Annotated in this window: 23 protein-coding genes and 1 pseudogene; 10 read left to right on the top strand and 14 right to left on the bottom strand. The window is 64.6% G+C overall.

Annotated elements, in window-relative coordinates; genetic code table 11:
• From PUN71_RS21145 to PUN71_RS21115, 7 genes are all read right to left on the bottom strand, one after another.
• Nucleotides 1–583, bottom strand: a 583-nt coding sequence (locus PUN71_RS21145; RefSeq protein WP_277799990.1) for a Gfo/Idh/MocA family protein, incomplete at its 3' end; no start/stop codon positions are given.
• Between the two features lie 26 nt (nt 584–609).
• A complete protein-coding gene (locus PUN71_RS21140) occupies nt 610–1,368 on the bottom strand; it encodes an HpcH/HpaI aldolase family protein (RefSeq protein ID WP_277799989.1) in 759 nt (252 codons plus the stop codon).
• An 11-nt stretch (nt 1,369–1,379) separates the two neighbouring features.
• Nucleotides 1,380–3,329 carry a 3D-(3,5/4)-trihydroxycyclohexane-1,2-dione acylhydrolase (decyclizing) gene (gene iolD / locus PUN71_RS21135; protein WP_277799988.1) on the bottom strand — a complete coding sequence of 650 codons (1,950 nt, stop codon included), beginning with the start codon at nt 3,327–3,329 and terminating at the stop codon, nt 1,380–1,382.
• A gap of 23 nt (nt 3,330–3,352) precedes the next feature.
• The gene (locus tag PUN71_RS21130; protein ID WP_277799987.1) at nt 3,353–4,783 is read right to left on the bottom strand and encodes an aldehyde dehydrogenase family protein; all 1,431 of its coding nucleotides are present in this window, start codon (nt 4,781–4,783) and stop codon (nt 3,353–3,355) included.
• A 113-nt stretch (nt 4,784–4,896) separates the two neighbouring features.
• Nucleotides 4,897–5,820, bottom strand: a complete 924-nt coding sequence (locus PUN71_RS21125) for an ATP-binding cassette domain-containing protein (protein WP_277799986.1) — start codon at nt 5,818–5,820, stop codon at nt 4,897–4,899.
• A 12-nt stretch (nt 5,821–5,832) separates the two neighbouring features.
• Nucleotides 5,833–6,882, bottom strand: coding sequence for an ABC transporter permease (locus tag PUN71_RS21120; RefSeq protein ID WP_277799985.1), 1,050 nt, complete (start codon nt 6,880–6,882; stop codon nt 5,833–5,835).
• 67 nt (nt 6,883–6,949) lie between these two features.
• A complete protein-coding gene (locus tag PUN71_RS21115) occupies nt 6,950–7,948 on the bottom strand; it encodes a substrate-binding domain-containing protein (RefSeq protein WP_277799984.1) in 999 nt (332 codons plus the stop codon).
• 249 nt (nt 7,949–8,197) lie between these two features.
• Here PUN71_RS21115 and PUN71_RS21110 point away from each other — a divergent pair, with 249 nt between their 5' ends.
• The 6 genes from PUN71_RS21110 (at nt 8,198) to PUN71_RS21085 (ending at nt 14,442) form a co-directional block, all read left to right on the top strand.
• Nucleotides 8,198–9,082 carry a sugar phosphate isomerase/epimerase family protein gene (locus tag PUN71_RS21110; RefSeq protein ID WP_277799983.1) on the top strand — a complete coding sequence of 295 codons (885 nt, stop codon included), beginning with the start codon at nt 8,198–8,200 and terminating at the stop codon, nt 9,080–9,082.
• Nucleotides 9,083–9,134: 52 nt separating this feature from the next.
• Complete coding sequence (locus PUN71_RS21105) at nt 9,135–9,425, top strand: hypothetical protein (protein ID WP_277799982.1); 291 nt, start codon at nt 9,135–9,137, stop codon at nt 9,423–9,425.
• A 220-nt stretch (nt 9,426–9,645) separates the two neighbouring features.
• A complete protein-coding gene (locus tag PUN71_RS21100) occupies nt 9,646–11,085 on the top strand; it encodes a sugar porter family MFS transporter (RefSeq protein WP_277799981.1) in 1,440 nt (479 codons plus the stop codon).
• A 581-nt stretch (nt 11,086–11,666) separates the two neighbouring features.
• A complete protein-coding gene (locus PUN71_RS21095; protein ID WP_277799980.1) occupies nt 11,667–12,266 on the top strand; it encodes a PepSY domain-containing protein in 600 nt (199 codons plus the stop codon).
• A 252-nt stretch (nt 12,267–12,518) separates the two neighbouring features.
• Nucleotides 12,519–12,716: a hypothetical protein gene (locus PUN71_RS21090; protein ID WP_277799979.1), complete on the top strand. Its 198-nt coding sequence runs from the start codon at nt 12,519–12,521 to the stop codon at nt 12,714–12,716.
• Nucleotides 12,717–13,074: 358 nt separating this feature from the next.
• Nucleotides 13,075–14,442 carry a ferredoxin reductase family protein gene (locus PUN71_RS21085; protein WP_277799978.1) on the top strand — a complete coding sequence of 456 codons (1,368 nt, stop codon included), beginning with the start codon at nt 13,075–13,077 and terminating at the stop codon, nt 14,440–14,442.
• A 217-nt stretch (nt 14,443–14,659) separates the two neighbouring features.
• On the opposite strand, the gene PUN71_RS21080 is transcribed toward PUN71_RS21085, so the two are convergent.
• On the bottom strand, nt 14,660–15,712 hold the full coding sequence (locus tag PUN71_RS21080) for an LLM class flavin-dependent oxidoreductase (protein WP_277799977.1): 1,053 nt from the start codon (nt 15,710–15,712) through the stop codon (nt 14,660–14,662).
• Between the two features lie 174 nt (nt 15,713–15,886).
• Here PUN71_RS21080 and PUN71_RS21075 point away from each other — a divergent pair, with 174 nt between their 5' ends.
• On the top strand, nt 15,887–16,864 hold the full coding sequence (locus PUN71_RS21075) for an alpha/beta fold hydrolase (protein WP_277799976.1): 978 nt from the start codon (nt 15,887–15,889) through the stop codon (nt 16,862–16,864).
• A gap of 135 nt (nt 16,865–16,999) precedes the next feature.
• Nucleotides 17,000–17,266, top strand: a complete 267-nt coding sequence (locus tag PUN71_RS21070) for a YciI family protein (protein ID WP_277799975.1) — start codon at nt 17,000–17,002, stop codon at nt 17,264–17,266.
• 15 nt (nt 17,267–17,281) lie between these two features.
• Here the strand turns inward: PUN71_RS21070 and PUN71_RS21065 are convergent, their stop codons facing one another.
• The 4 genes and pseudogenes from PUN71_RS21065 to PUN71_RS21050 form a co-directional block, all read right to left on the bottom strand.
• A complete protein-coding gene (locus PUN71_RS21065; protein WP_277799974.1) occupies nt 17,282–17,857 on the bottom strand; it encodes an SRPBCC family protein in 576 nt (191 codons plus the stop codon).
• Nucleotides 17,858–17,962: 105 nt separating this feature from the next.
• Nucleotides 17,963–18,876: pseudogene (locus tag PUN71_RS21060) on the bottom strand (intradiol ring-cleavage dioxygenase).
• A gap of 328 nt (nt 18,877–19,204) precedes the next feature.
• The gene (locus tag PUN71_RS21055; protein WP_277799973.1) at nt 19,205–19,840 is read right to left on the bottom strand and encodes a GntR family transcriptional regulator; all 636 of its coding nucleotides are present in this window, start codon (nt 19,838–19,840) and stop codon (nt 19,205–19,207) included.
• Nucleotides 19,841–19,963: 123 nt separating this feature from the next.
• Nucleotides 19,964–20,869 (bottom strand): LysR family transcriptional regulator, encoded by a 906-nt coding sequence (locus PUN71_RS21050; RefSeq protein WP_277799972.1) that lies wholly within the window; start codon nt 20,867–20,869, stop codon nt 19,964–19,966.
• 129 nt (nt 20,870–20,998) lie between these two features.
• Between PUN71_RS21050 and PUN71_RS21045 the strand changes: the two genes are divergently transcribed.
• On the top strand, nt 20,999–22,141 hold the full coding sequence (locus PUN71_RS21045) for a PrpF domain-containing protein (RefSeq protein ID WP_277799971.1): 1,143 nt from the start codon (nt 20,999–21,001) through the stop codon (nt 22,139–22,141).
• A 53-nt stretch (nt 22,142–22,194) separates the two neighbouring features.
• Nucleotides 22,195–23,505: a C4-dicarboxylate transporter DctA gene (dctA, locus tag PUN71_RS21040; RefSeq protein ID WP_277799970.1), complete on the top strand. Its 1,311-nt coding sequence runs from the start codon at nt 22,195–22,197 to the stop codon at nt 23,503–23,505.
• A gap of 229 nt (nt 23,506–23,734) precedes the next feature.
• Here dctA and PUN71_RS21035 read toward each other — a convergent pair whose 3' ends face one another.
• Entirely contained in the window at nt 23,735–23,917 is a 183-nt protein-coding gene (locus tag PUN71_RS21035) for a hypothetical protein (RefSeq protein ID WP_277799969.1), read from the bottom strand.
• On the bottom strand, nt 23,917–25,305 hold the full coding sequence (locus PUN71_RS21030; protein WP_277799968.1) for an NtaA/DmoA family FMN-dependent monooxygenase: 1,389 nt from the start codon (nt 25,303–25,305) through the stop codon (nt 23,917–23,919). Before PUN71_RS21030 ends, PUN71_RS21035 begins: the two co-directional genes overlap by 1 nt.
• Nucleotides 25,306–25,315 lie beyond the last annotated feature (10 nt).

Below are 25,315 nucleotides of genomic sequence, written 5' to 3'. Positions count from 1 at the left end.
ACAAATCCGCGAGGACACCCGTGCCGGCGAGTTTGCGGTTGAAGCGCCATGAAAGCGCACCGTTGGGCTCGGAGGCGTAGCCCGAGAAAAATACGGCCCGGACGTTGGTGATCCGGCCCAGTCGCCCATCGGCGATCAGTTCACGTGCGTGCTCAACGGCCGGTGCGTGCCGGTAGTTGTAGCCGATCGAGGTGATGACTCCGGCGTCAACGGCTGCTTCCTGCACCGCAGCTGTCTCTTCGTAACCGCGGCCGACGGGCTTTTCGATCCAGAAGTGCTTCCCGGCCTTAGCGGCTGCGATCCCGATTTCGGCGTGCAGGAAGTTCGGTGCACAGATCGAAACGACGTCGACGTCCGGGTGATTGAGAACGTCGTTGTAATCGGTCGTACCTTCGGCGTACCCGAGGACGTCCTGGGCGAACTTAACCCGGCTGGGTTCGGTGTCGGCGGCGATGACGAGCTTGGTCGTGATGCCCAGCTCAGGGTAGACGTAGGGCACGGACTGGTATGCGCGGGAGTGCAGCTTTCCCATCCAGCCGACGCTGATGAGGCCGACGCCGACGGTGCGAGATTCAATGCTCACGGTGATTTTCTTTCTTTTGGTGGTGGTCAGTTTCGGGCGGTGTCGAAGGCGTCGCGGAGAGCAGCTGCCATGATCGTTGAGTCAGACCCGACTGCAACGAAGCGGAAGCCCTGACGGACGTACTTAGCCGCGCCCATGCCGTCGACTGCGAGGATGCCTGCCGCCTTGTTGTGCTCCGATGCGGCCGCGACGACACGGGCGAGGGCTTCCTGGAAAACAACGCTGTCGAGTTGCAGCGGTACGCCCAGTGCGTAGGAGAGGTCCAGCGGGCCGACGAAGAGGACATCCACTCCGTCCTGTGCCGCGATGTCCTCCACCGCATTCAGTGCATCGAGGGTTTCGATCTGGATGACTCCGAGGGTTTCCTGGGTAGTTTCAGTGAGCGGACGCCGGTCCATGCCCCAGCGGCACGCGCGGTTGTAGGTCGCGACACCGCGGTCCCCCTGGGGCGGGTAGAGCATGTGCCGTACGGATGTTTTGGCCTGTTCAACAGTGTCCAGGCGCGGCACCATGATGCCCGCGGCGCCCAGGTCCAGGACCCGGCCGATGCGGATCCGGTCCGCGGACTCGACGCGGACGACGGTGGGGACACCGTAGCTTCCCGCGGCGAGGACGCCATCGCGGACGGCGTCCTCGCCCCCTGAACCGTGTTCCAGGTCGATCAGGACCCAGTCGGCACCCGATGCCGCGCATACCTCGGCGGCTGTGGCTGAGGAGAGGCCAACGAAGGTGCCGACGGTTACTTCGCCGGCAGCCAGACGACGACGGAGCTGGCCTGCGTCCAAGGGACTCCTGCTCATCCGAACCACCGCTGGCGTTCCCGGGCCTGCTCGTAGTCTGCGCGCAGGTTCTGCACCCATTCCTGCTCGGAGACTTCGGCCGGGGCCACGTCCCACCAGACGTCACCGCCGGGCAGGTCAACGTGGGGAACCGTCGGGACCACGATCACGACCGGTCCTTCGGCCTCGCGGGTCGAGGCGAGTGCTTCGCGGACTTCGCCGGCTGTCGTTGCCCTGATGGCAAGGGCGCCGAGGCCTTCCGCGATCTGCCGCAGGTCAACTTTGAGGTAGTCGCCCTCAAGGCGGGCCTTGGGCGAATCGTCGGCTGCTGCGACACTGCCGGGAGTGGTGCGGTAGCGGAATTCGTTACCGAACTCCTGTCCCACACGGTTCATCTGGAGCCGGTGGATGACCTGATAGCCGTGGTTTTCAGAAACAATGACGGTGACGTTCAGGCCTTCCTGTGCTGCCGTGAGGATCTCCGTGGGCGCCATCAGGAATGTTCCGTCGCCAATGAAGGTCACGACGCGGTTGTCGTTGTTGCCTTCGGCCAGCCGTACGCCCATCCCGGCGGCGATTTCGTATCCCATGCAGGAGAACCCGAATTCCAGGTGGCAGTTGCGGTTCCCGGTCGCGTCCCAAACCTTCTGCAGGTCGCCCGGGGGGCCACCTGCAGCGGCAATGATCGTGTCGCCCGAGCGGGCGTGTTCCTGCATGAGACCGATCAGCTGGGGCTGGGTGAGAACGGCCTCGGTGACGGGGGCGTGCGGGTGCTCTTCCGGGTTGTACGCAGTATCAGCATCGAGCCACTGCTCCCGGATGGGAGCCCATTTGGCCTTTTCGGTGTGGACGGTTTCCTGCCAGGCTTCGCTCGTGGTGTGTCCCTCCAGCGCCTGTGCCAGGGCTTCAAGGCCGAGGCGGGCGTCGGCCAGGATGCCCGTGGCGCCCTGCTTGCGGGTGTCGGCGTCGACAATGTTCAGTGCAGCGAAGCGGACATCCGGGTTTTCGAAGATGGACTGGGAGCCGGTGGCGAAGTCGGTCAGGCGGGTGCCGACACTGAGGACCAGGTCGGCTTGCTTGACCAGGGTGTTGGAAGCGAAGTTTCCTTCCAGTCCGACGCCTCCGACCTGCCACCACTCGTCCTTGGTGACTGCGCCCTTGCCGCCGAAGGTTTCGACAACCGGGATGCCGGCCTGGCCAGCGAGCCCCTCGAGGGCAGCGTGGGCGTCGGAGTAATGGATGCCGCCACCTGCAATGATGACCGGCTTCTTGGCGGCGCGGATGAGTGCAGCGACTTCTTCGATTTCTGCGGGGTCGGGCAGGGGCCGGCGGATTTTCCAGTCCCGTGGCTCAAAGAAGGCAGCCGGGAAGTCGTAGGCGTGGGACTGGACGTCCTGGGGCAGTGAGATGACGACTGCGCCGGTGTCGGTGGGGCTGGTCAGCACCCGCATGGCCTGCGGCAATGCTGTCAGAAGCTGCTCGGGCCGGGTGATGCGGTCAAAGAACCGGGAGACCGGGCGGAACGCGTCGTTGACCGTGGCGTCGGCTTCAGTGGGGTGTTCCAGCTGCTGCAGGACCGGTCCCTGATGGCGGGTGGCGTAGGTGTCACCGGGCAGCAGCAGCAGCGGCAGACGGTTCACCGTTGCCAGACCCGCGGCCGTGACGAGGTTCAGGGCCCCGGGGCCGATGGATGCGGTGACGGCCAAGATTGACTGGCGGCGGGTTGCCTTGCCGTATGCGGTGGAGATGTGGGCCATGTACTGCTCGTGGCGGCCCTGGATGAAGGGCATGTCCTCGGACATCTCGTCGAAGGCCTGGCTGAGTCCGGCAACGTTGCCGTGGCCGAAGATTCCCAGTGCTGCGGGGACGAGGCGGCGGCGGACGCCGTCAGTGACGGAGTGCTGGACGGACAGGTACTTGATCAGGGCCTGGGCCGTGGTGAGTCGGATGGTTTCGGTGTTAGTCATTGCCTTATTCCAGAGTGAGTGGTCTACCAGGGACGCCCGTGGAGAACGACCGTCTTTTCCTCGGTCATTTCCTGGACAGCGGATCGGACGCCTTCTTTGCCGATTCCGCTGCCTTTGAGCCCGCCGTATGGCATCAGGTCGGCGCGCCATAGCGGGGACCAGTTGATGTGGATGTTGCCCGCGTCGATCTGGCGCATGGCCTGGATTGTTCCGGCGACATCGTTGGTGAAGATGCCCGCGCCGAGGCCGTAGTCGTTGTCGTTGGCCAAGGCGATGGCAGATTCGATGTCCTGGGCGGAGGAAACTGCGACGGCGGGTCCGAACAGCTCGTTCCGGCTCAGGTTTGACCGGGGGTCGACCCCTGCCACGACGGCAGGAGTCACCACTGCTCCGTCACGGTCACCACCGGTGAGAACCTTGGCTCCTGCATGGCGGGCTTCGGTGATAGATGCCTGCACGCGCGTAGCCTCTGCTTCGGAGATCAGCGAGCCAAGGCGCGTGTCCTCTTCCTTGGGGTTTCCCACGGCGATGGCTTCCACCTTGGGGACGAGCGCATCCAGGAAGTCCGTTTCAACCCGCTTGTCAACGATGACCCGCTGCACGGAGATGCAGACCTGTCCGGCGTTGATGTAACCGCCTGCAGCGACGGCCGACGCCGCCAGCTCGAGGTCGGCGTCGGGCAGGATGATCACCGGGCAAGACGCGCCAAGCTCCAGGGAAAGTTTCTTGACGCCGGCGATCGAGCTGATCCGTGTCCCGGTGGCGGTGGACCCGGTGAAGGAAACCTTCCGGACGCGGGGGTCGGTGACCAGCACGTCGCCGAGACTGCTGCCCGGACCCGTCAGGACGGAGAGGGCCTCGGGGGCCAAACCCGCGTCGACGAAGCACTGGGCGAGTTTCAAAGCCGTCAGCGGGGTCGAACGGGCCGGTTTCAGGACGACCGAGTTGCCGGCGGCCAGTGCCGGTGCGATCTTGTGCAGCACCAGCAACGCCGGGTAGTTGAAAGGTGTAATCGCCACGACAATGCCGACCGGCTGCCGGAGGGTGAAGCCGATCTTATCCAGACCGGTCCCTGCGTTGGCGTCCAAGGGAAGAGTCGAACCGTACAGCTGGCTGCCTTCGTACGCGGCCAGCCGGATGATGTTGCCGGACCGGCCGGCCTCGCCCCGCGCTTCCGTGATGGGCTTCCCGGTTTCGGCGCTGATCGTCTGGGCGATGTCTTCTGCGCGTTCGTCGGCCAATGCAGCAGCCCGCAGGAGAATATCCACCCTTGCATGTGCGGGGGTGACTCGCTGCAGGTGGGCACCGATTTCCGCACGGTCCAGGGCAGCCTTGGCATCCTCTACGGTCGCCACCGGTACGGTGTCGATGACCCGGCCATCAAATGGCGAGCGGACTTCCTCGACCCGGCCGTCTGCGGCACCTCGCCAATTTCCGGCTACTAACATTTCCATTGGTTGCTCCATCTGGGTTGAGAAGCTGTTCGCTGTTCCTTTGAGGAATGGCGGTCGCTTCCCGGATTTATTCGGTCTTATCTGTATGCGCGGGGCGGGGCCGGTGTGGCGCCCTAGCGGGGCCGACGCAGGCTGTTGCCGTCCTGTGCCACGTCGGCTACTTCGGCCTGGACTTCCTTGACGATGTCCCCGTGGCCGCCGAGCTGTTCGAGTTCGTGGGCAAGTTCAGCAAGTTCGGCTCCGCCGGCCATTTGGGCCGTCAACTCATCAAGGGTGATGTCCTTTTTGTTGTAGTAGCCGATGGACTTGCCGCGTTTGAGCAGCAGGAAGCGGTCACCTACCGGGTACGCGTGGTGGGGGTTGTGGGTAATGAAGATGACCCCCAGCCCCCGGTCGCGGGCCTGCAGGATGTAGCGCAGCACCACGCCCGACTGCTTCACGCCCAGGGCAGCCGTGGGTTCGTCCAAGATGAGGACCTTGGCGCCGAAGTAGACGGCGCGGGCAATAGCCACACACTGACGCTCACCACCGGAGAGCTGGCCAATGGGCTGTTCCACGTCCCGCAGGTCGATGCCCATGTCGGCGAGTTCCTTCTTGGTGATCTCCTTCATCGTTGCCACATCAAGGCGTTTGAAGGGGCCGAATCCGGTCGTGAGTTCGGAGCCAAGGAAGAAGTTGCGCCAGATAGGCATCAGGGACACTACTGCCAGGTCCTGGTACACGGTGGCGATACCGGCGTCGAGAGCATCACGCGGGGACGAGAACTTCCGCTCCGCGCCCTGGACCTTCAGGATGCCCTGGTCGTGCTGGTGAAGACCGGCGATGATCTTGATCAGGGTGGACTTTCCAGCGCCGTTGTCCCCGAGGACACAGGTGACGCGTCCGTTGTCCACCGCCATGGTCACATCCCGCAAGGCCACGACATTGCCGTAGTGCTTGCCGATGCCGTCGAGGGAGAGCAGGTGAACGGGGGTGTGTGTCAGCGGGTCCTTTTCGTCCTTCAGGAGCTGCTGTTGGTCGATTTGTTGTGCATTCATTGTTCCGGCCCCTTATTTGCTTTCTGCTCGGCGCTTGACGATGAGGTTCACGATCGTGGCCAGGAGCAGCATGAGGCCGAGGAAGAACTTGAACCAGTCCGGGTTCCACTGCGCGTAGACGATGCCTTTGTTGGCCATACCGAAGATGAAGGCGCCGATGGCACCACCGATGGCAGATCCGTAGCCGCCGGTAAGCAGGCAGCCGCCGATCACGGCAGCGATGATGTAGAGGAATTCGTTGCCCACGCCCTCGCCGGACTGAACGGCGTCGAAGGCGAACAGGTTGTGCATGCCCAGGATCCAGCCGCAGAATCCGACGCCCATGAACAGTCCGATTTTGGTCTTGGTGACGGGGACGCCGACGGCGCGGGCGGCGTTGGCGTCGCCGCCTGCGGAGAAGATCCAGTTGCCGACGCGGGTGCGCAGGAGGATCCACGAGGCGATAAGAACCAGGACGATCCAGTAGAAGACGGTGATTTTTACTTCAACCCCGGCGATGGTCACTGATGATGCGAAAACAGCCTTCGCTGCGGTGAAACCGTCCATGGTTGCGATGGACGGGGAGGAGACGGAGCCGCCGATGAGACGGGTGAGGGCGAGGTTCAGGCCGGTGAGCATGAGGAACGTCGCGAGGGTCACGATGAAGCTGGGCAGCTTGGTCCGGACCAGGATCCACCCGTTTACGAATCCGATGGCGAGCGAGGTCAGGAGGGCAAGAAGGACGCCGACCCAGATGTTGGTGGAGAAGAACCATGAAAAGAGGGATGCGGTCAGGGCGGAAGAGATGACTGCCACGCCGGCAGAGAGGTCAAACTCGCCGCCGATCATGAGCAGTGAGACGCCGACGGCCATGATGCCGATCGTTGAGGAACCGTACAGCACGGTTGCGAACGAGTTGGGCTGCAGGAACGTGGGTGCGACAACCGAGAAGAATACGAACAGTACGATCGCGCCCACCAGGGCACCGACCTCGGGACGGGTCAGGAGCTTTTGGAGGGCACTCCGCTGTCCGATCCGTTCATCAATAGCCGGCATCGGTGCCGGGGCAGTTGTAGTAGCCATGGGATGTGAACTCCTTGATGATCGAGGCTGCGCGACGCCTGCGCGACGCGCAGCCCGAACTCTTCGGTTAGCGGATGCCCTGCTGGACGTTCTTCAGAACGTCAGCGATGGTGGATTTGTCGACGATGGTCGGACCGGTCAGGACGGCCTGGCCGCCACCGACCTTGAAGCCGCCCCGCTTGTTCTGCCAGATAGCGTCGACAGACAGGTAGCCCTGCAGGTAGGGCTGCTGGTCCACAGTGAAAAGAACCTTGTCATCGTTGATCGCTTGGGCGAGGGCAGGGTTGAGGTCAAAGCTGGCGACCTTGATCGAGCTGTTCGCATCAGCCACGGCCTTGAGAATGGTGACCGTGTACGGGGCGCCGAGGCCGATGATGACATCAGCATCCTTTGATGCCTGCAGCTTCGCAGTGGCCGTGGACTGAACGGCAGTCATGTCCTTGCCGTCGACGTAAAGAATTTCCGTGGCCGGGACCTTTTCCTTCACGCCGGCGCACCGCTGTTCAAGCTGCACCTGCCCCTGGGCCATGATCACGCAAATGGGGTGCTTGTAGCCGTCCGCAGCGAGCTTGCTGCCCACGGCTTCACCCGCCAGTGACTCGTTGGAGCCGAAATGGGTGAACGCACCGAGCTGCTTGGACACATCTCCACCGGCATTGAAGCTCACCAGGGGAATGCCCGCGTCGGCAGCCTTCTTCATGACGTCCTTCATGGCGCCCGGATTGGCGATGGTGACGGCAATTCCATCGACCTTCTGGTCGATAGCCTGCTGTACAAGCTGCGCCTGGCGTCCGGCGTCGGAATCGTTGGTGTAGAGGATCTCGACGTTGTCCTTCGCCGCCGCTTCCTCTGCGCCCTTGCGGACGATGTCCCAGAAGGTGTCGCCAGCCTCCGCGTGGGTGATCATTGCAATCTTCAAGTGGGGGGTGCTTGCGACCTGACCCGCCGCAGCGGCTGCCCCGCCCGAAGTCTCGGCCTTACCACCGTTGCTGGAGCATGCCCCCAATGCCAGCAGCGGAACGACGGCCAGGACTGAAAGGCCCCGGCGCCAACTGAACTTCGTCACGTAAATCTCCTTTGATTCGTGCCATTTCGGCTGCTCTTTGCACTCCTGCGCGCTGCCGCAAACATGGCGGGAAAAGAGGCCGTAGGTTCGATGTGAACGGATGTTGTGTGATCCACCTCGCAAAGTGGAACGGTCCAACAGTATGACGACCGCAAAAGATTGTCAATGGACCGTTCCAACGATGTGTGGTTACATGATCTAGCGCACATTCGCGCCTCCCCTCCCTCACATTTGCTTCAAAGGAGAACGATGAACGACGCCACTTTCCCTGAGCTCGTGGCTTCCTGCTGGACCAGCGCCGGGGATGCTGCCCCTCTGCGGGAACCTGAAACCAGTCCTGTTCCAATCGCCGACCGGCTTGAAGCCCTGGCAGTGACAGGATGGTCCGGGTTCGGTCTCGTACACGACGACCTGGTCGAAGCCAAGGCGACCATGGGTTTTCCCACGCTGCGCAAACTCATCGATGAAGCAGGGTTCCGGTACCTCGAAGTGGAACTACTCAGCGACTGGTGGGACGAGGACCTTCACTACAATTGGCGGCCAAGGTTTGATCTGCTCCTTGATGCTGCCGAAACACTCGGAGCCCGTTTCATCAAAGTCGGCACAGCTTTCGGAGATCCAGCACCGGACCTGAACGTGTTCGTTGATCCGCTCAGGCGGCTGACTGCAGAAGCGAAGGCACGAGGCACCCGGATCGCGCTCGAGCCCATTCCATTCACGGCGGTTTCGTCCATACCCGCAGCTGCCGACCTGATGCGTTTAGTGGCTATGCCTGAGTGTGGGCTGGTCGTTGACTATTGGCATGTCTACAGGGCCGGGACGACGCTGGAGGAGCTTGCCGCCAGCGTAACCGCGGACCAGATTTTCGGAGTTGAGCTCAATGATGCCGATAACGAGGTCCGGGGAACGCTGTTTGAAGATACCCGCGATAACAGGCGGTTGTGTGGGGAAGGCGACCAGGATGTGACGGGCTTTATTCGTACCCTGCAGGAGCTCGGTTACGAGGGGCCCTGGGGTGTGGAAATTCTTTCTAATGAGCACAGGAAGCTTCCCGTACGTGACGCTCTCAAGGTCGCCTACTCGACGGCTTTGGCCTGCTTCCCCGCGCAAGTTGCCCATACCCGGCGGGCATAAGCGGCCGCGCGTGTGAACAACAGGACCTTATGAAACTTCGAGGCGGGCGCGAGTGAGCCTGGTAGCAGCTTGCGGCTTCGATATGCCGGGAAAGGAAGGAAGAGGGCCGGTGAAAGACAAACTGTACCTTCAGTACGACTGGTACCAGGTCGTGGGCGAGCACGTCCAAGTCAGGTTGGGAGAGCGTGTCGTCCGTTCCGGTGTTGTAGAAGCGGTGACTGCCGACGACGGAATCCTGTGGATCGCCGCCAATGGAGGGGAAAGTCGCGCCCTCTATGAGCGCGCCCAAGGCTATACCGTCTGGATTGAATACAAGTGGGAAACTCTCCCACGCTCTGCTTAGCGGCATCGCACCAGCACTGACCTCCCGGCAACGCCCGCTAGGAAGCGCCGGGGCCCCGCATGGACTCCTGCTTCCATTCAATAACGCAGAACAAACGCCCTATCTGGCTCATAATGTCCCACCTCGCCGGCGAGCCGCAGGTGTAGGACTTCGCTTCATCATGGGACTTTCAGTCCCGTTCAGTCTTTTTCTTCCCCACTAAACGCAAGGGAGCGTTGGCATGGCCCAACTTGAAACTACCGTCCAAGATCGCAGAAGACAGCTGCCGGCCTTGGGGCACGGTGCTTATAACAAACGCGTTGGGATGATAGCTGTAATTTCGACCTTCGGCGGCCTGCTGTTTGGCTACGACACCGGCGTGCTCAACGGAGCGCTGTCCTTCATGAGTAGCTACTTCGACATCACAGCATGGCAAGAAGGGCTCATCACCTTCGTTCTGCTCATCGGTGCCGCGGCAGGCGCCTTCCTCGGCGGGCGGATCTCGGACCGGTATGGACGACGCGGATTCATCATCGCTCTTGCTGTCCTCTTCTTCGTAGGAACCCTTGGCGCCGTATTCGCACTCCGCTTCGATGTTCTCCTGGCATTCCGATTCATCCTGGGTCTCGCAGTGGGCGGAGCATCAGTAACGGTCCCCGTCTACCTGGCCGAGGTGGCGCCCTTCGAAAAGCGCGGCAGCCTGGTCTCCCGAAACGAACTGATGATCGTAACGGGTCAGTTCCTGGCCTTTCTCATCAACGCCGTCATCGGCAACGTCTGGGGCAGTCACGCTGATGTATGGCGCTACATGCTCGCGGTAGCGGCCCTGCCCGCCTTCGTACTCTTCTTCGGCATGCTGCGAATGCCCGAAAGTCCCCGATGGCTCATTTCCCAAGGGCGCGAAGATGAAGCCTACGCAGTTCTGAGGACAATGCGCTCCCCTGAACGTTCCGCCGCCGAAATGGCGGAAGTTCGGGAACTAGCTGAAGAGGAACGACAGGAGCGGCTCGGCTCGTGGAAGGAAGTTCTTTCCACGAGGTGGACCCGACGGCTTCTGTTCATCGGCTTCGGAATCGGCATCTTCCAGCAACTCACCGGCATCAACTCCATGATGTATTACGGCACCCAAGTCCTCGAACAAGCAGGTTTCGACCGGAACGCCGCGCTTAGCTTCAACGTCCTCAACGGCTTAGCCTCCGTGGTTCCCATGATCGTCGCTCTGTACATCATCAACCGCGTCAGCCGCCGCAAAATGATGATCACGGGCTTCATCGGGACCACAACCGCTCATATCGGAGTCGGGCTAGTCGGAATCCTGCTGCCCGAAAGCAACCTGCTCCGCCCATGGCTCCTCCTGGTGTTCATCCTGGCCTTCATCGCCATGATGCAGGCAACCATCGGGCCCCTGGCATGGCTGATGATCTCCGAAATCTTCCCCCTACGCATGCGAGGTCTGATGATCGGCGCATCTGTCCTGGTCCTATGGCTGACCAACGCAGCTATTTCCCTGGTGTTCCCGCCCCTGGTAGCAGCACTTGGATTCGGCACATTCCTCCTATTCGCCGCCGTCGGATTCATAGCCATCACCTTCAGCATTAAGTTCCTTCCCGAGACCGGCGGACGGAGCCTCGAAGAGTTCGAAGAAACGTTCAAAGCCGAAACCATGGGTCGACACGCCTGAGCACCCGCTTCCCCATGACCGATACACGTCGATGAGAAACCGAAGCGGGGCACACAGAAATGCTGTGTGCCCCACTTTCGTGTCTTCGATTTCACGAGATTGTCCTTGCGCGCCGTGCAAGCGGGACCCTTTTCGCATAAGAGTGAAGTACACCCCCACCTGACACCGTGTAATTCACACTAGGACGACAGACATGCTGAAGTGTGGACCGAAAGCGCTGAGACCACCAGGGCGCAACTCGCACGGAGCTGTTGCAGTTCGCGAGTGATGGGGACATTGCCCTCGTCCGGAGCATGGAGCGAGCGGTTAAACGCAAGCTCGACGACCTTCGCGCTCTCGTCCATGGTGGAGGCCTAGGCAAGATGCCGGAACTTCACGCGGTGAGATGAGGCTATTGCCGAGGTGCTTCATGTGACGCCTATTAATGCATGTTGGACGGGCTGATCGGTGGAGGGCGGGGCATTGACCCTGGCCAGACAGTCACAGCCGGTGCACAGCAGGACGAAGGTAGTCCGACAGGGTTCTCTCGCAGGATAAGAACAGCTTCGAAAGCCGGAGTGGAACCAGCAAGGAGAAAAACTGTGAACAACGTCCGAAAAATCGCGGCAGGTGCAACTCTGATTGGTGCCCTCATGGGCGGCGGCGCACTCGCCGCCAACGCCGCCACCACCACTCCGTCCCCGTCCGCCACATCAACAGCAACGACCAACGGCGCCGATCACGGCAACGAAACGGAACTTACCGGCGATATTGCCGCGAAGGTCAAAGACGCGGTGCTAGCAGCCAACGCCGGAGCCACCATCGACCGTATGGAAACCGAGGGTGACGGCAGCGCCGCGTACGAAGCCCACATCACCAAGGCCGACGGCACCCACGCCACCGTCAAGCTCGACACCAACTACACCATCACCGCCACCGAAGCCGGGGGCAAGGGCGGCCACGGTGGCCACCACGGGACCGAAACCGATCTCACCGGTGACACCGCCACCAAGGTCAAGGACGCCGTGCTGGCAGCCAACGCCGGCGCGACCGTGGAGAACATGACGACCGAGGATGACGGCAGCGCCGCGTACGAAGCCCACATCACCAAGGCCGACGGCACCCACGCGACGGTCAAGCTTGATGCCAACTACACCATCACCGCCACCGAAGCCGGCGGTCAGGGCGGTCACGGCCACTAATCCTGTCGCACTCCCTCGGGCGGGCGCCGCACTGCGGAGCCCGCCCGACGACCATTTAGCCCCCGCCCCTGGCCATTGGACCCGCGGTCCTGCCGGATCCGCTTCACCCAGCGCCGCGGGGTCCCCAGATACCCGGGACCCAGTGCCGTTCGAGACCGCCGACTCCGCATGGTCGCCAAAGGATCACTGAGTCCCCTAATAAACCCGCCGGAGCCAACAGCGGTCGCCGGAATGTCCGCCCGTAGGAGGGCCATGATGATCATCTACCGCCCCGTCGCCCCGCTGACCACGGGCCGCCCTGGCCTTGGGTCTGCGTTCGCCGCCATGGCCTTGACCGCGGTTTTGGGCACCACCTGGCAGGTCTCGAACAAACCCCCGGCAGCACCGGCCAAAACCGGCGAACCCGCGGGAAACACGTACCCGGTTACGGCCGGCAGGAACCGGCTGTGAGCACCCCGGCACCCACGCAACCGATGCGCCAACCAGCCTGGCCTCAACCAACCGACAAATCCCGGGTGTGGTCCTTGCTCCAACGCGCATTGTCGTTCACTGTCATCGGTATCGCCGTCATCACGGGTGTGCAGCTCGGCGTGAACGCCCCAGCCGTCTCACCCGTGCAGCCGGCCACCGTTTCTGTTGCAGCGACCACGAACAACTCCAGCGCGTTGGCCGCCCCCAACCAACAAGCATTCCCTGAGGCCGGTAGAAACGGGCCGCAACGCGGCCACGGCAGGGGAGGCCGCTGAGCAATACCAGTCAAAAAAAATAGGTGATCGCAGGCACCTGCCCACATCGAAGAAGGAAGACGATGCCCCTATCAGCCGAGCGTCAACGGGACGGATCCATACGATCCGGTGCGGCCGCGCAGACAGCCACCCAGACGGTCACGCCAGCGGTGGTGCTCTGGCTGACCACGGCCGGGGCCATCGCGGTCACCTTACTGGCCGGCGTCAGCGCCCCCCGGCCGCTGCGGCTCAACCTGCCCCTGTTGGCGCATGCTTCAGGCCTGCTGGCCGGATACGGCGTCACCGTCATGGTGGCCCTGATGTCCCGCGCCCCTGCCCTGGAACGGGGAGTCGGTGCCGACCGGCTGGCCCGATGGCACGCCAAGGGCGGCAGAGCCATTGTTTGCCTGATTCTCATCCACGGCGTCGCCGCGACCGCGGCCTGGGCAATGGCCCGAGGCACCTCGGTGTGGGTCGCAACCGTGGACGTGCTGACCATGCCGGGACTTATCGCGGCCACCGTGGGAACGCTGATCTTTCTCGCCATCGGAGCTATCTCCGCCCAAAGCGCCCGCCGACGGCTAAGCTACGAGACCTGGCACGTCCTTCACCTGCTCACCTACCTAGCGATCGCTCTGTCCTTCTCCCACGAACTCGCCGGCCCCGACCTGGCCGGACTCCCCCTGGTTCAGGTGGCATGGAGCCTGCTCTACACGTTCAGCTTGGGACTGGTCCTGCGGTACCGGGTTCTGGCCCCGCTCACCCAGCTATGGCGCCACCAGCTGCGGGTAGATCACATAGTCCATGAGGGCACCGGGGTGGTCAGCATCATCCTCCGGGGCCGGCACCTCAACGAGCTCAACCCCGAATCCGGGCAATTTTTCCGCTGGAGATTCCTGACCGGCGCCACGTGGCGGTCATCGCACCCCTTTTCCCTCTCTGCCCCACCCCACCAGCAGTTCCTGCGGATAACCGTCAAAGCAGTCGGCGACGGAACCCGGCTAATCCACTCCCTGCGACCAGGGACAAGAGTTCTCGCCGCAGGCCCCTACGGCGCCATGACCAACGAGCGGCGTCAAGGCCGGGGAGTCCTCCTGATCGCCGGCGGGGTCGGCATCACCCCGATGCGCGCCCTCTTCGAGACACTCCCCGTCGACGGACGCGAACTGACCCTGCTATACCGGGCCTCCTCCGCAGAGGAGATACTCTTCCGCGACGAACTCGAACACATCGCCCGGCACCGCGGAGCACAACTCATCTTCCTGACGGGCCCCTCATCCGACCCCCGAAACGCGATCACCGCCCAAAGCTTGTCGGCCATGGTCCCGGACCTACCAGCCCGAGACGTCTACCTCTGCGCCTCGCCCCGATTCGCCGCCACCGCCACAACGGCCCTTGCACACGCCGGGCTGCCGCGCCGACAACTCCATCACGAAGAGTTCAACTTCTAACTACGCAACCATGAAAAACCATGGACCGCGAGCCACCCCAGGCACACCCCAACCTGACGTCAGCTTGGGGTGAGATTTGCGTCAGAATAGGGCCCAGCTGGCACTTTGCGGACGGATACGTCGAACAGTCTTAGGTTCAAAACTGACAGGTCGGACCCCTGGAAAGTCCATCGCGAGCGAGGCGTGGGCCAGTACACGATGACCGCGGTGTCCTCTCCTACGACGCCTGCTTGTCGCCACCCGTTGCATCCCACCCCAATGCCGGCCCCAGCTTCCCCGCCATGTCTGTCAAGATCTGGACGTAGTCCTCGTGGTCGAAGCTGAAGGGAAGGGCGAATGCCACCTCATCTACTTCCTGGAAACCTGCATGCGCGTACAACTGCTCGGCGATCTCTTCGCTCGTACCGATCAGATCAGCCGCGAACATCATGCCCCGCGGCCCCTGCGGGGCAGCAGTGCGCGGAGTGCGTTCATCCACGTACCGCTGGTACTTCTCCCGCTGGGCCGGGGACGCCGAATCAGTCGGGATCACCACCAGACCCTGCGAAACCCGCGCCCCAGCATGCCCCGCCAAAGCAGCCGCCTCCCGGAACGCCCGGATCTGCGACTGCTGGACCAGGGCAAAGTCCGGTTCCTGGCCCTTGTCGGGGAAGATCACGCTGCTGGACAGCAGGTTGAATCCGTTCGAGCCGGCCCACACCGCTGACTTCGTACTGCCGGCCCCGTACCAAAGCCGGTCCCGCAGCCCAGGCGAAAACGGCTCTACCCGGTTGGAGAATTCCTCCACCACCCCTTGCTTGCCCGAGAATTCCCGCACCGGTTCCCCGGCCACCAGTCGCGCAAACCGCTCCACCCGGGCATAGCTGAAGTCCTCCACGTCGGCCGTATCCGGATACAGCTCATGCTTCACGGTGTCGTACTGCATCGGCTCACCCACGCTCAAGCCGGGATTGATGCGCCCGCCGGCCAGCAGGTCCACCGTGGCCAGGTCCTCCGCCAGGCGCAGTGGGTTCTCCCAGCCCAGCGGCGTCACGGCGGTACCCAGCTCAATCCGGGACGTGCGCTGGCTCGCCGCCGCCATCACTGCAACGGGCGAAGAAATCCCGAACTGCAGGTGCCGGTGCCGCAGCCAGGCGCTGTCGAACCCCAGCCGCTCCCCCAGCTCGATGATCTGCAGCGTCGACTCATGCCCGGCAGCAGGATTAAGAGGATCAAACAGCCCAATGGTGAGGAAACCAAGCTTGCGCAAAGGACGGTCGGGCTGCGGCATGGCTTCCTCCAGGATCCGGGGACGTGGCTGGTTTTCAGACTAGGCGCTCGGACAGAGCATGAACCAACATGTCCAACGGCCCGGCGCCGCATGCAAAGACGACCTTGACGGCGCCGTCCACCAAGGCGTTAGGCTCACCACGGGCAGGCGAAGGCGCCGCCACAGGAGGAACACATGTCACTGCAGGAAATCGAGTTCACGTCCGCCAACGGCCGCGACACCATCCAGGCGTGGGTCTACGAACCCATCGGGCAGCCCAAGGCGATCGTGCAGCTGATCCACGGGCTCGGCGAGCACTCCCGCCGCTACCTCCACCTCATCTCCACCCTGGTGGACGCGGGCTTCATCGTGGTGGCGGGCGACCACTCCGGCCACGGGCGCACGGCGATGCAGCAGGGCACCTGGGGCGACGCCGGCGAGGACGCGGCCAGCGTGGTCGTTGCCGATGAGGTCACCCTCCAGGCCAAGGCCAAAGAGGCGCTCCCCCAGCTTCCCTACGTGGTGTTCGGCCACAGCTGGGGTTCCATGATCGCCCGCGGCATGGCCGTGGACTCCCGGACCCAGCTGTCCGGCCTGGTCCTCTGCGGAATCGCCGCCCAGATGCGCGGTATCGAAAAGATGGTCAACCGGCCCGAACTGGCACGGCTTGCCTCCGGCGAGCGCGCTGCGGAGCCCGCACCCGAGGAACTGGTGGGCCAGTTGTTCGACGGCTTCCTGGGCCGCTTCGGCGAAGGTGCCGGCCCCACCGCCTGGGTGGCGCTGGACGCCGACGTCGTCGCCGACCACGGCCGGGATCCCTTCAACAACTTCGGCGCACCGCTGAGCGCCCGCTTCCTCCAGGGCTTCGTGGACCTCTACGACCAGGTCAACTCCGACGACTGGTACAAGCAGCTCCCCGCCAACCTTTCCGTGCTGATCCTCGCCGGCGATCAGGACCCCGTGACCAACTACGGCGAAGGGGCCTACCACGTGGCAAACCGCCTGGCGGATTCGGGCCACACGGACGTCCGCACCCGCGTCTTCCCCGGCGTCCGGCACGAGGTACACAACGAACCCACCACCCGCGCCGAAACGGAACGCGAGACGGTCGAGTTCATCCAGCGGATCGCGCAGCAACGGCAGGGCTCCCCCACACCGCCAGCTGCAGGCTGACCCTTCCGGAGGAAAGCAGCCCGGCAGGAAGGTGCGACGCCGGCGCTCACCCCGCCGCCGTCGCCGCACCTTTTCAGCAAGGCCGGCCTGCCGTGGCTGCCACCGGGTGGTAAGTTCTGCGGCATGGAATGTGTGGTGCTGTACACCCTGCGTGCGGGCGTCGATCGCTCCCGGATCATGGAGACCTTCCCCCGCCACAAGGCCTATTACGAGGCCTTTCACGCCGACGGCGGCGGACTCGTGGCGCTGGGCGCCTTCCAGGACCCCGACCCGGCTGCCAGCTCCATGGGTATTTTCACGTCCCGGCAGGAAGCCGAACGCTTCGTCGCCGGCGACCCCTTCGTCACCGAGGGGCTTGCCGAACCGCGGCTCCTGGAGTGGAACGCCGTGCACCTGGCGTAGGAAAGTATTCGGCCGCTACCCCCGTGGCGGGGTCGTCCCTGAGCGGCGGTGCCATCGTGCGAAGGTCGGCCCCGCGGGCGGCGGAATCCTGGCGGGATCGGCGCCCGGCCGGCGCCGGCGCAGTTCCAATGCCAGGGCCTCCTGTCCGCGGGCCATTGCCCAGCGGTGGTTCGCCGCGAAGGCGGGCTTGAGCAGCCAGCTCAGCCGCCGCAGCAGCGGTTTCGCCGCACTGACCCGCCAGTCATAGGTGACCACTGTTTCGGGCCCGTCCTGCTCAAAGGTCCAGCGGCCGGTGCCGTTGAGGTCGCCGCGGGCGGCGACCGCGAAACCGTGCTCCGTGACCGGCTCGGTGACGGTGAGCTGCCACGTGAGCGTGTAGGGCAGCCAGCCTTTGGTGTGGAGGAAAAAGGCCTTCCCGGTGCCGTCGGGGCTGCCCGGATCCACCGGATCAACAGACAGGTACACGGACGGCCACCAGCGGGTCAGTGTGCCGGCGTCACCCAGGATGTCCACGACCTCGCGCGGCGTTCCGGCCACACGCCAGACGGTCAGGAATTCGTAGTCGGTGCTGCTTTTCGAATCGCCGCCCATGGCTGCCTCCGCGGCAGGGTTGAATAAGTGGACTCACAGTACCCACGCCCGTGTCCGCGGTCAACGGCCGGATCTTGCTGGCGCCAACCGGCCCGGCGGGCACCACTAAATGGTCACGTTCAGCCCCGCCGTGTAGCCCTCCGCGGCCGAGCCGGTCATCGTGGCCAGCTGGTAGATCCCGCCGTCGTCGCCGAACACGTTGTCCGACGTGAGCGTTGTGCGGGTCATGTTGGTGATGCTGCGCTCGTACCCGGGGGTGGCGTAGACGTCGTCGCAGGCAGCCTGCGGCAGCGCGATCTGGGAGACGGCCAGGACCTGCCCTGCCGCCGTTGCGTTGTTCATCGATTCGAACACCTCGAAGTGGATGTGCGGCCACCGTCCGGAGTATGCGGCCGGGAAGATGGACGTGAAGGTGACCTGCCCGTTCGCATCCGCCTCCTGCACGCCCCGGAGGTAGTTTTCGTTTTTCAGGGTCGAGTCGTACATCGAGTACTTCCCGTCCCGGTCGCAGTGCCACGCATAGACGGCGGCGCCGGCCAGCGGCGTGCAGCCATTGGCGTTGTCCAGGAGGGTCAGGGTGAACGTCAGCGGAACGCCCTCGGCTTTTCCCGAGGCCGTGCCGAAGCTTGAGGTGATGTCCCGCCGCACCACCCCGGACGCTTCCAGGACATTCGGCCCGTTCGAGCCATCGCCCGGGTAGGGACCGGCGGTTTCCTCCGGGATTTCCACGCCGCATTCAGCGATGGCCCGCGTCAGCGTGGGAGTGGCAGAGGCAGCGGTAGAGGCTGTGGCGGCAGCTGACGGCGCAGCGGCGGTGGCCGTGGAGGCTGCCGAAGAGGTGGAGCCGGTGCTTCCGGCGGGCGTGCAGGCCGCGAGCGCGGCCACCGCACCGCCTGCGCCGAGGAACAGTCCCAGGACCGGCGGCTGACCAGGGTGTTCAAGTCGAACTCCAGCCCCCGGTCATGGTCGGGATGCGGCTGGTCGACGTCGGGCTGGCGGGGGGTGCGTGAAGTAGTCATGGTCCAAGGACATCGCATGGGGCTATGCCCCGGACCGGTGGTTGCTGTGCCCTCGCTGTGCGTCCGGCCGGAGCTTCCCCACGGGAAACCAGCCCCCGCGGAAAGCACGACGGCGGCACCCGCCCGCCGTCGTCGTCGTACATTCCAGCAAGGCGGCCCGGCGCGCCGGGCGGTAAAGAGCAAGGTGGGGCAGGCTCATGGGAGCCCGCCCCACCCCTTGCGCCGGCCGACGTCCTGCACCCGACTTTCGGGCTACCTGTTGCGATGGAGTACGCAGGAGCATCTGCCGGCGGGTTTTTAGGGGACGCTGCCAGGCCGCTGGTGCGGCCTAAAGCGTCCGGGGATCCTCGGCATACATCTTCAACCTGATGGCCAAGGCCTCCGTCATGTGCCGCGCTGCCACATTGCCGGCTCGTTCGGCGTCGCCCTCCTCTATGGCTGCCAGCAGCTCTGTGTAGGCCGCCAGCACTGCCTTCCACCTGCCGGGGTAGGTCAGTGTAGTGAAGGAATACCGGCGTACCTGCTGGTCCAGCCGCTCCAGCAGGCTGATGAGCGAGGGGCTGTGGGTGGCATGCCACAGCTGTGTGTGGAAGGTCCGGTTCGTGTCGGCGAGTATCCGCCCGTCTTCGACATCCAGGCAGCGCATTTTCTGCAGGAGGGCGTTGAGCGAGCGCTTATCCAGCGATGTTGCCTTAATGGCGGCCTTGGCGGCGGCCGCCTGTTCGAGGATGATCCGCGACTCGTAGATGTCGATGATCTCCTCAGCGGAATGCGTGCGGACCACAACTGCCTTGCCGCGCCGTTCGAGCAGGCCGTCCTGTTCCAGCCGCTGGAGGGCCTCCCTGACAGGCGTCCGCGAAGCACCGTACCGCTCGGTGAGCTTAGCCTCCGTAAGCGGCTCGTCAGGAGCAAAGACGCTCGCCAGAACGTCTTCCCGGAGACGTTGGTGGATGGGGGTGGCCACTGCTTCCTCGTTCCTGTCCGTGTTCGCATACCATTGTATACAGTTGTACGCAGAAAGACAGCGGGGGCACCGTACCAGCGGGACATGGAGTGGATCCTCCCTGGAACGCCCACCGTTCCCGGGTCAGGAAGCCTGCCTTTTGGCAACGGACTGAAACACCTTCGTGGCCTGTTGCGCTGCCGGACTGAGACGCCGGTTGGCCAAATGGGCAAGGAGGATGCGGCGCTTCGGGGACCCGGACAGGGGAACCGCCACGACGTCGGGCCGCAGGGCGGTCAGTGCTAACTTCGGCGCCAGGGCAATGCCGATACCCGCTGCCACCATGCCCTGCGTCTCCTGGTAGTCGTTGGCCGCGAAGGCGATCCGCGGCTCAAACCCCGCATCGCTGCATACCCGGCGCAGAACATCGGCCACGGGGTGCTCGTCGCGCACCACCCACTCCTGGTCCCGCAGGGAGCCGATACGGACCGTACCCTGCTTCGCAATCGGGTGCTCCCGCGGCACCAGCAGCACCGTCGGATCGTTGGCCAGCCGGACCAGGGCCAGGTCGGGGTCCTCGATTTGCTGCCAGGGATAGTCCCAGAGAAGCGTCAGCTCGGTTTCCCGCCGCCGCAGCCGCTCCAGCAGGCCGTCCCGGCGGGCACTGACCACCGTCACAGCCACCTCCGGGTGGCGCGCCCGGAACGCGAGGACCACATCCGGCATCAACGATGCTCCAACGGTAGGGAAGGTCCCCAGGCGCAGCTGGCCGCGGCGAAGGCCGGCAAACTCGCCCATCTCCGCGCGGGCAGCTTCGACAGTCCGGTCGATGTCCTCCGCATACTGCAGGAGGGCGTGACCCGCGTCGGTGAGGACCACGCCCCTGGGATGGCGCTCGATGAGGACCACGCCCATCTCCTGCTCAAGCTTGGCGATCTGCTGTGAGACCGCTGATGTGGTGAAGGAGAGGGATGCGGCTGCGGAGGTCAGTGACCCCGTACGGCCCACCTCGCGGAGCACATGCAGCCGGTGGAGGTCGAAGATTGCCATGGTTTGAGTTTAGCAAAAGTAGATAGTTGTCCATTTATTTTCGATTGTGCTGAACGCAAGGATCCCTGATCGTAGAAATACGAAGGCGCTGTGAAGTAGGGCACCTGCACGTTACAAGGGAGAAATACAGTGGGACTCAAAGGACATTGGTACCGGGGCGGCACCAGCAAGTGCTGGCTCTTCGATGCCAGGGACGTGGCCCTCCACGCCCCCACCCGCGAGGACATCCCCGCACTGCTGTCAGCCGCTTTCGGCGCAGCGGACGCGCGGCAGCTGGACGGCGTCGGGGGCGGAACGTCCACCACGTCCAAGGCTGCAGTCATCTGGGCAACCCCTGGAGCCGGGGCAGACCTCGACTACCTTTTCGCCCAGGTGGGGATCGGCGACCCCACCGTGGAGCTGGGTTCCAACTGCGGCAACTGCGCCACCGCCATTGCCCTGTTCGCAGTCCAGACGGGCATTGTTCCCGCCCGGGACGGCATGACCAAGGTCCGCATGCGCCACGCCACGTCCGGCGCGGTACTCAGTGGAGCGGTCCCCACTCCCGGCGGCCAGATTCCCAGGTCGGGCCTGGCCCGGGTTCCCGGCAGCAGCGCCGCCGGTGTTCCGGTCAGCCTGTCCTTCCACGGCCCCTGGGGCCAGAACACCGGCGCACTCCTGCCCACCGGCAACACGGTGGACCAGCTCCAGGTCAACGGCAGGACGCTGGACGCAACGATGGTGGACGCCGGCGCCCCGGCCGTGCTCCTCGCAGCCGACCAGGCCGGCGTCGACCTTTCCTCGATGACTGACAACCTCGCCGCCCAGCTGCCCACCCTCATCGCAGCACGGGCATCGGCAGGCCTCATCATGGGGCTGCGGAAGCCTGAGGATCCGCCGCAGAATGCCGTCCCGAAAGTCGGGGTTGTGGCGCCTGCCGGCGACTACACCGCCGCGGACGGAACAACCATCACCGCCGGCAGCCACGACGTGCGGGTGCGGATGCTGTCCATGCTCGCACCCCACCCTGCCATCGGCCTGACCTCAGCCGTGGCAGTTGCCCTGGCATCCTCGCTGCAGTCATCCGTCGCAGCCACCGCAGCAGGCCAGTCACCCTCCACCGGCACCGGCACTCCCCGCCTGCTGCGGGTCGGGACACCCGCCGGCGTCGTCACCGCCGAAATCATCACCGATGACACCGGCGCCGTCAGCGAAGTGGCCCTCCACCGGGCAGCACGCCACATCGCCACCGCAGACATCGACGTGGCCACGGCCACGGAGCTGTCCGCGTAAATCCCTATCTTTGCCCGGTCACCAAGGGCACGCACCAAGCAGGAAGTTGTTCAATGAAGATCAAATCCATCCTCGGACACCTCTATGTCCAGGTCCTCATCGGAGTCGCCCTCGGCGTCGTCGTGGGCGCGCTGTGGCCGGACCTCGGCTCGTCCCTCAAGCCCATCGGCGACGGCTTCGTGAAACTCGTGAAGTTCATGATCGCCCCCATCGTGTTCTGCACCATCGTGGGAGGCATCACCTCCCTGCGGGACACCAGGAAGGTGGGTCCCACCCTCATCCGCTCGCTGGGCCTCTTCTACGCCCTGACGGCACTCGCCCTGGCGCTGGGCCTGGCCGCGGTGATGCTGTTCCAGCCCGGTGCGGGCATGCACATCGACCCCACCCACCTGGACTCCTCGGTGGCCCAGAAGTACACCACGCAGCTGCCCAACAGCAACCCCGTGGACTTCATCCTGAGCATCATCCCCACCACGTTCGTTGGCGCCTTCGCCGACGGTGAAGTCCTGCCCGTCCTGGTCATTGCCCTGCTGTCCGGCTTCGCGTTCAGCAAGCTGGGCGCACCGGGCCAGCTGGCGCTGAATGTGGTCAACAGCTTCAACAAGCTGCTCTTCATCATGTTCGGCTACATCATGAAGGTGGCTCCCCTGGGAGCCTTCGGGGCCATGGCCTTCACCGTGGGCAAGTACGGCGCCCACTCCATCGGAAACCTCGGCATGCTGATCCTTGCCTTCTACGCAGCGTGCATCGTCTTCGTGGTGGTTGGCCTGGGCATCCTGGCAAAAGTGACCGGCTTCAGCCTGTGGCAGATCCTGCGCTACTTCAAGGACGAATTCCTGATCGTCCTGGCCACATCCTCCAGCGAACCCGTCCTGCCGCGCCTGCTGTCCAAGCTCGAGCGGATCGGCTGCGACCGCAGCGTTGTGGGACTCGTGGTCCCCACCGGCTACTCCTTCAACCTGACCGGCACCGCCATCTACCTCACCCTGGCCTCCATGTTCATTGCCCAGGCCTGCGACATCCACCTCAGCTGGGGCCAGATCCTGCTGATGCTCGGCATGATGCTGCTGACCTCCAAGGGCGCAGCCGGTGTCACCGGAAGTGGTTTCGTGGCCCTGGTGGCGACCCTGACCGTCATGCCCACCCTGCCGGTGGCCGGTGTGGCCCTGATCGTTGGCATCGACCGCTTCATGAGCGAGGCCCGCGCCCTCACCAGCACGGTCTGCAACATCGTCTCCTGCGTGGCCATCGCCAAGTGGCAGGGTGAGCTGGACATGGGCAAGCTCCGCTCCGAGCTCCAGGCGGGCTTCGTACCCACCGAGGCGGAAAAGGTGCAGCTGGCCGAACCCGCCCTGGCACACTAGCCAGCCGGCAGGCCACCACCGCGTTTGCCCGGGATCCCAGCAGGGGTCCCGGGCAAACCCCTGCAAGGGCCACTACGTCACAAACCCACCGAAAGGACCCGCAATGAGCGAGCGCCAAACGGAACAGGAAACAGCAGAAGACTGCGACGCCGGCACCTGCTTCTACTGCCAAAGCCCGGAAACCGACTAGGGGCCCACGGCCCGACCGGCATCAGCGCGGCAGCAGGCCCTAAAGCCACTGCTCCCACACCGTCAGCTGCAGGCCGACGGTGCCGGATGAGGCAACCACAACAGACGCAGCCGCGCCGGAAGGGTCGACGGCGGCACCCGCCCCGCCGCCGTCGTCGCGCCTTCCAGCGGAATCGGCCGTTCCATCAAAACCAGCCCTCCCGGCAAAACCAGCCCAGCGCATCAGGCCCGAACCGCCTCAGCAGCGTGGTCGGCGGAGCGCACCGGCGCCTCCAGCCCCAGGTGCTCGCGGAGCGTGCTGCCCCGGTACTCCGTGGGGTACACGCCGCGTTCCTGCAGCTCAGGCACCAGGTGGTTCACGATGTCGTCCAGGCCTGTCGGGATCAGCCACGGCGAAATGTTGAACCCGTCCACTGCGCCCACCCGCGCGTACTCGGCCAGCTGGTCAGCGACGGCGGTGTAGGAGCCGGTGAAGGTGGCATCGATCCGCGCGGTCTTCGACGTGACGAACTGCCGGATGGACAGCCCCTTGTCCTTGGCCTCCGCCCGCCACTGGTCCGCCAGCTGCCGGGCCTTGGCGCCGTGGAAACCGCTGCCGCGGGTCTCGGACGTTTCCTCCACCACCGGATCGATCTCCGGCAGCGGGCCGTCCGGGTCGTAGGCTGAGAGCTCGCGGCCCCAGAACTGCTCCAGGTAGGCGACGGCCTGCTGCGGGCCGATCTGCAGGCTCCGCACCCACTCCTTCTTCTCGGCAGCCTCCGCGGCGGTGGGAGCCAGGATGAACTCGCTGGCCGGGATGATCTGCACGGCGTTGGCCCCGCGGCCGACGGCCACGGACCGCTCCACCAGGTCCTTCCGGAACTCCACGGCGTCGTCGAATTTGGGGTGGGCCGAGAAGATCACGTCCGCCTGCCGGGCGGCGAAGTTGCGGCCCTCCGGCGAATCCCCGGCCTGGAACAGCACCGGCCGGTATTGCGCGCTGCGCGGCAGCCGCGGCGTCACGTCCACCGTGTAGTGCTGGCCCTGATGAAGTACCCGGCGGGCCGGACCGTCCGGCGTCTCCCAGGAATCCCAGATCCGCTTGGCGGTTTCCACGAAGGCCTCCGCATGCCTGTAGCGGTCCGCGTGGTCCAGGTAGCCGCCGCGGCGGAAGTTCGCCCCGGTCCAGGCGTTGTCCGTGGTCACGATGTTCCACGCGGCCCGGCCGCCCGAGATCAGGTCCAGCGAGGCGAGCCGGTGCGCCAGGTCCGCGGGGTCGTTGTACGTGGTGTTCTGGGTGGCCACCAGGCCGATGTTCCTGGTGACCGAGGCCAGGGCGGCGAGCATGGTCTGCGCATCCGGCCGGCCCACCACATCCAGCGCGTGCGGGCGGCCCAGGTGCTCCCGCAGGCGCAGCCCCTCGCCCAGGAAGAATGCGGCGAAGAGCCCCCGCTCGGCGGTCTGGGCAATCCGGCGGAACGATTCGAAGTCCGTCTGCGAGCCGGATTCGGCCGCCTTCCAGATGGTGCCGGAGTTGACGCCCTGGAAGAAGACACCGAACTGGATCTGCCCGCTGGGTACGAAGACGCCCGGCTCGACGACGTCGGATTTAGCACGGGTGTGCTGTGTCATGGTTTTCCCC

The organism is Arthrobacter sp. NQ7, from assembly GCF_029581595.2.
Classification (GTDB): domain Bacteria; phylum Actinomycetota; class Actinomycetes; order Actinomycetales; family Micrococcaceae; genus Arthrobacter; species Arthrobacter phenanthrenivorans_B.
This window is presented reverse-complemented; position numbering and strand designations above follow the sequence as displayed.

Bases quoted from the DNA above. Each gene is read 5' to 3' on its own strand.
- PUN71_RS21050 (WP_277799972.1), bottom strand. From the start codon at position 20,869: ATGGCAATCTTCGACCTCCACCGGCTGCATGTGCTCCGCGAGGTGGGC.
- PUN71_RS21075 (WP_277799976.1), top strand. From the start codon at position 15,887: ATGTCACTGCAGGAAATCGAGTTCACGTCCGCCAACGGCCGCGACACC.
- dctA (WP_277799970.1), top strand. From the start codon at position 22,195: ATGAAGATCAAATCCATCCTCGGACACCTCTATGTCCAGGTCCTCATC.
- PUN71_RS21035 (WP_277799969.1), bottom strand. From the start codon at position 23,917: ATGCGCTGGGCTGGTTTTGCCGGGAGGGCTGGTTTTGATGGAACGGCC.
- PUN71_RS21080 (WP_277799977.1), bottom strand. From the start codon at position 15,712: ATGCCGCAGCCCGACCGTCCTTTGCGCAAGCTTGGTTTCCTCACCATT.
- PUN71_RS21110 (WP_277799983.1), top strand. From the start codon at position 8,198: ATGAACGACGCCACTTTCCCTGAGCTCGTGGCTTCCTGCTGGACCAGC.
- PUN71_RS21090 (WP_277799979.1), top strand. From the start codon at position 12,519: ATGATGATCATCTACCGCCCCGTCGCCCCGCTGACCACGGGCCGCCCT.
- PUN71_RS21130 (WP_277799987.1), bottom strand. From the start codon at position 4,783: ATGGAAATGTTAGTAGCCGGAAATTGGCGAGGTGCCGCAGACGGCCGG.
- PUN71_RS21100 (WP_277799981.1), top strand. From the start codon at position 9,646: ATGGCCCAACTTGAAACTACCGTCCAAGATCGCAGAAGACAGCTGCCG.
- PUN71_RS21085 (WP_277799978.1), top strand. From the start codon at position 13,075: ATGCCCCTATCAGCCGAGCGTCAACGGGACGGATCCATACGATCCGGT.
- iolD (WP_277799988.1), bottom strand. From the start codon at position 3,329: ATGACTAACACCGAAACCATCCGACTCACCACGGCCCAGGCCCTGATC.
- PUN71_RS21125 (WP_277799986.1), bottom strand. From the start codon at position 5,820: ATGAATGCACAACAAATCGACCAACAGCAGCTCCTGAAGGACGAAAAG.
- PUN71_RS21120 (WP_277799985.1), bottom strand. From the start codon at position 6,882: ATGGCTACTACAACTGCCCCGGCACCGATGCCGGCTATTGATGAACGG.
- PUN71_RS21030 (WP_277799968.1), bottom strand. From the start codon at position 25,305: ATGACACAGCACACCCGTGCTAAATCCGACGTCGTCGAGCCGGGCGTC.
- PUN71_RS21065 (WP_277799974.1), bottom strand. From the start codon at position 17,857: ATGGGCGGCGATTCGAAAAGCAGCACCGACTACGAATTCCTGACCGTC.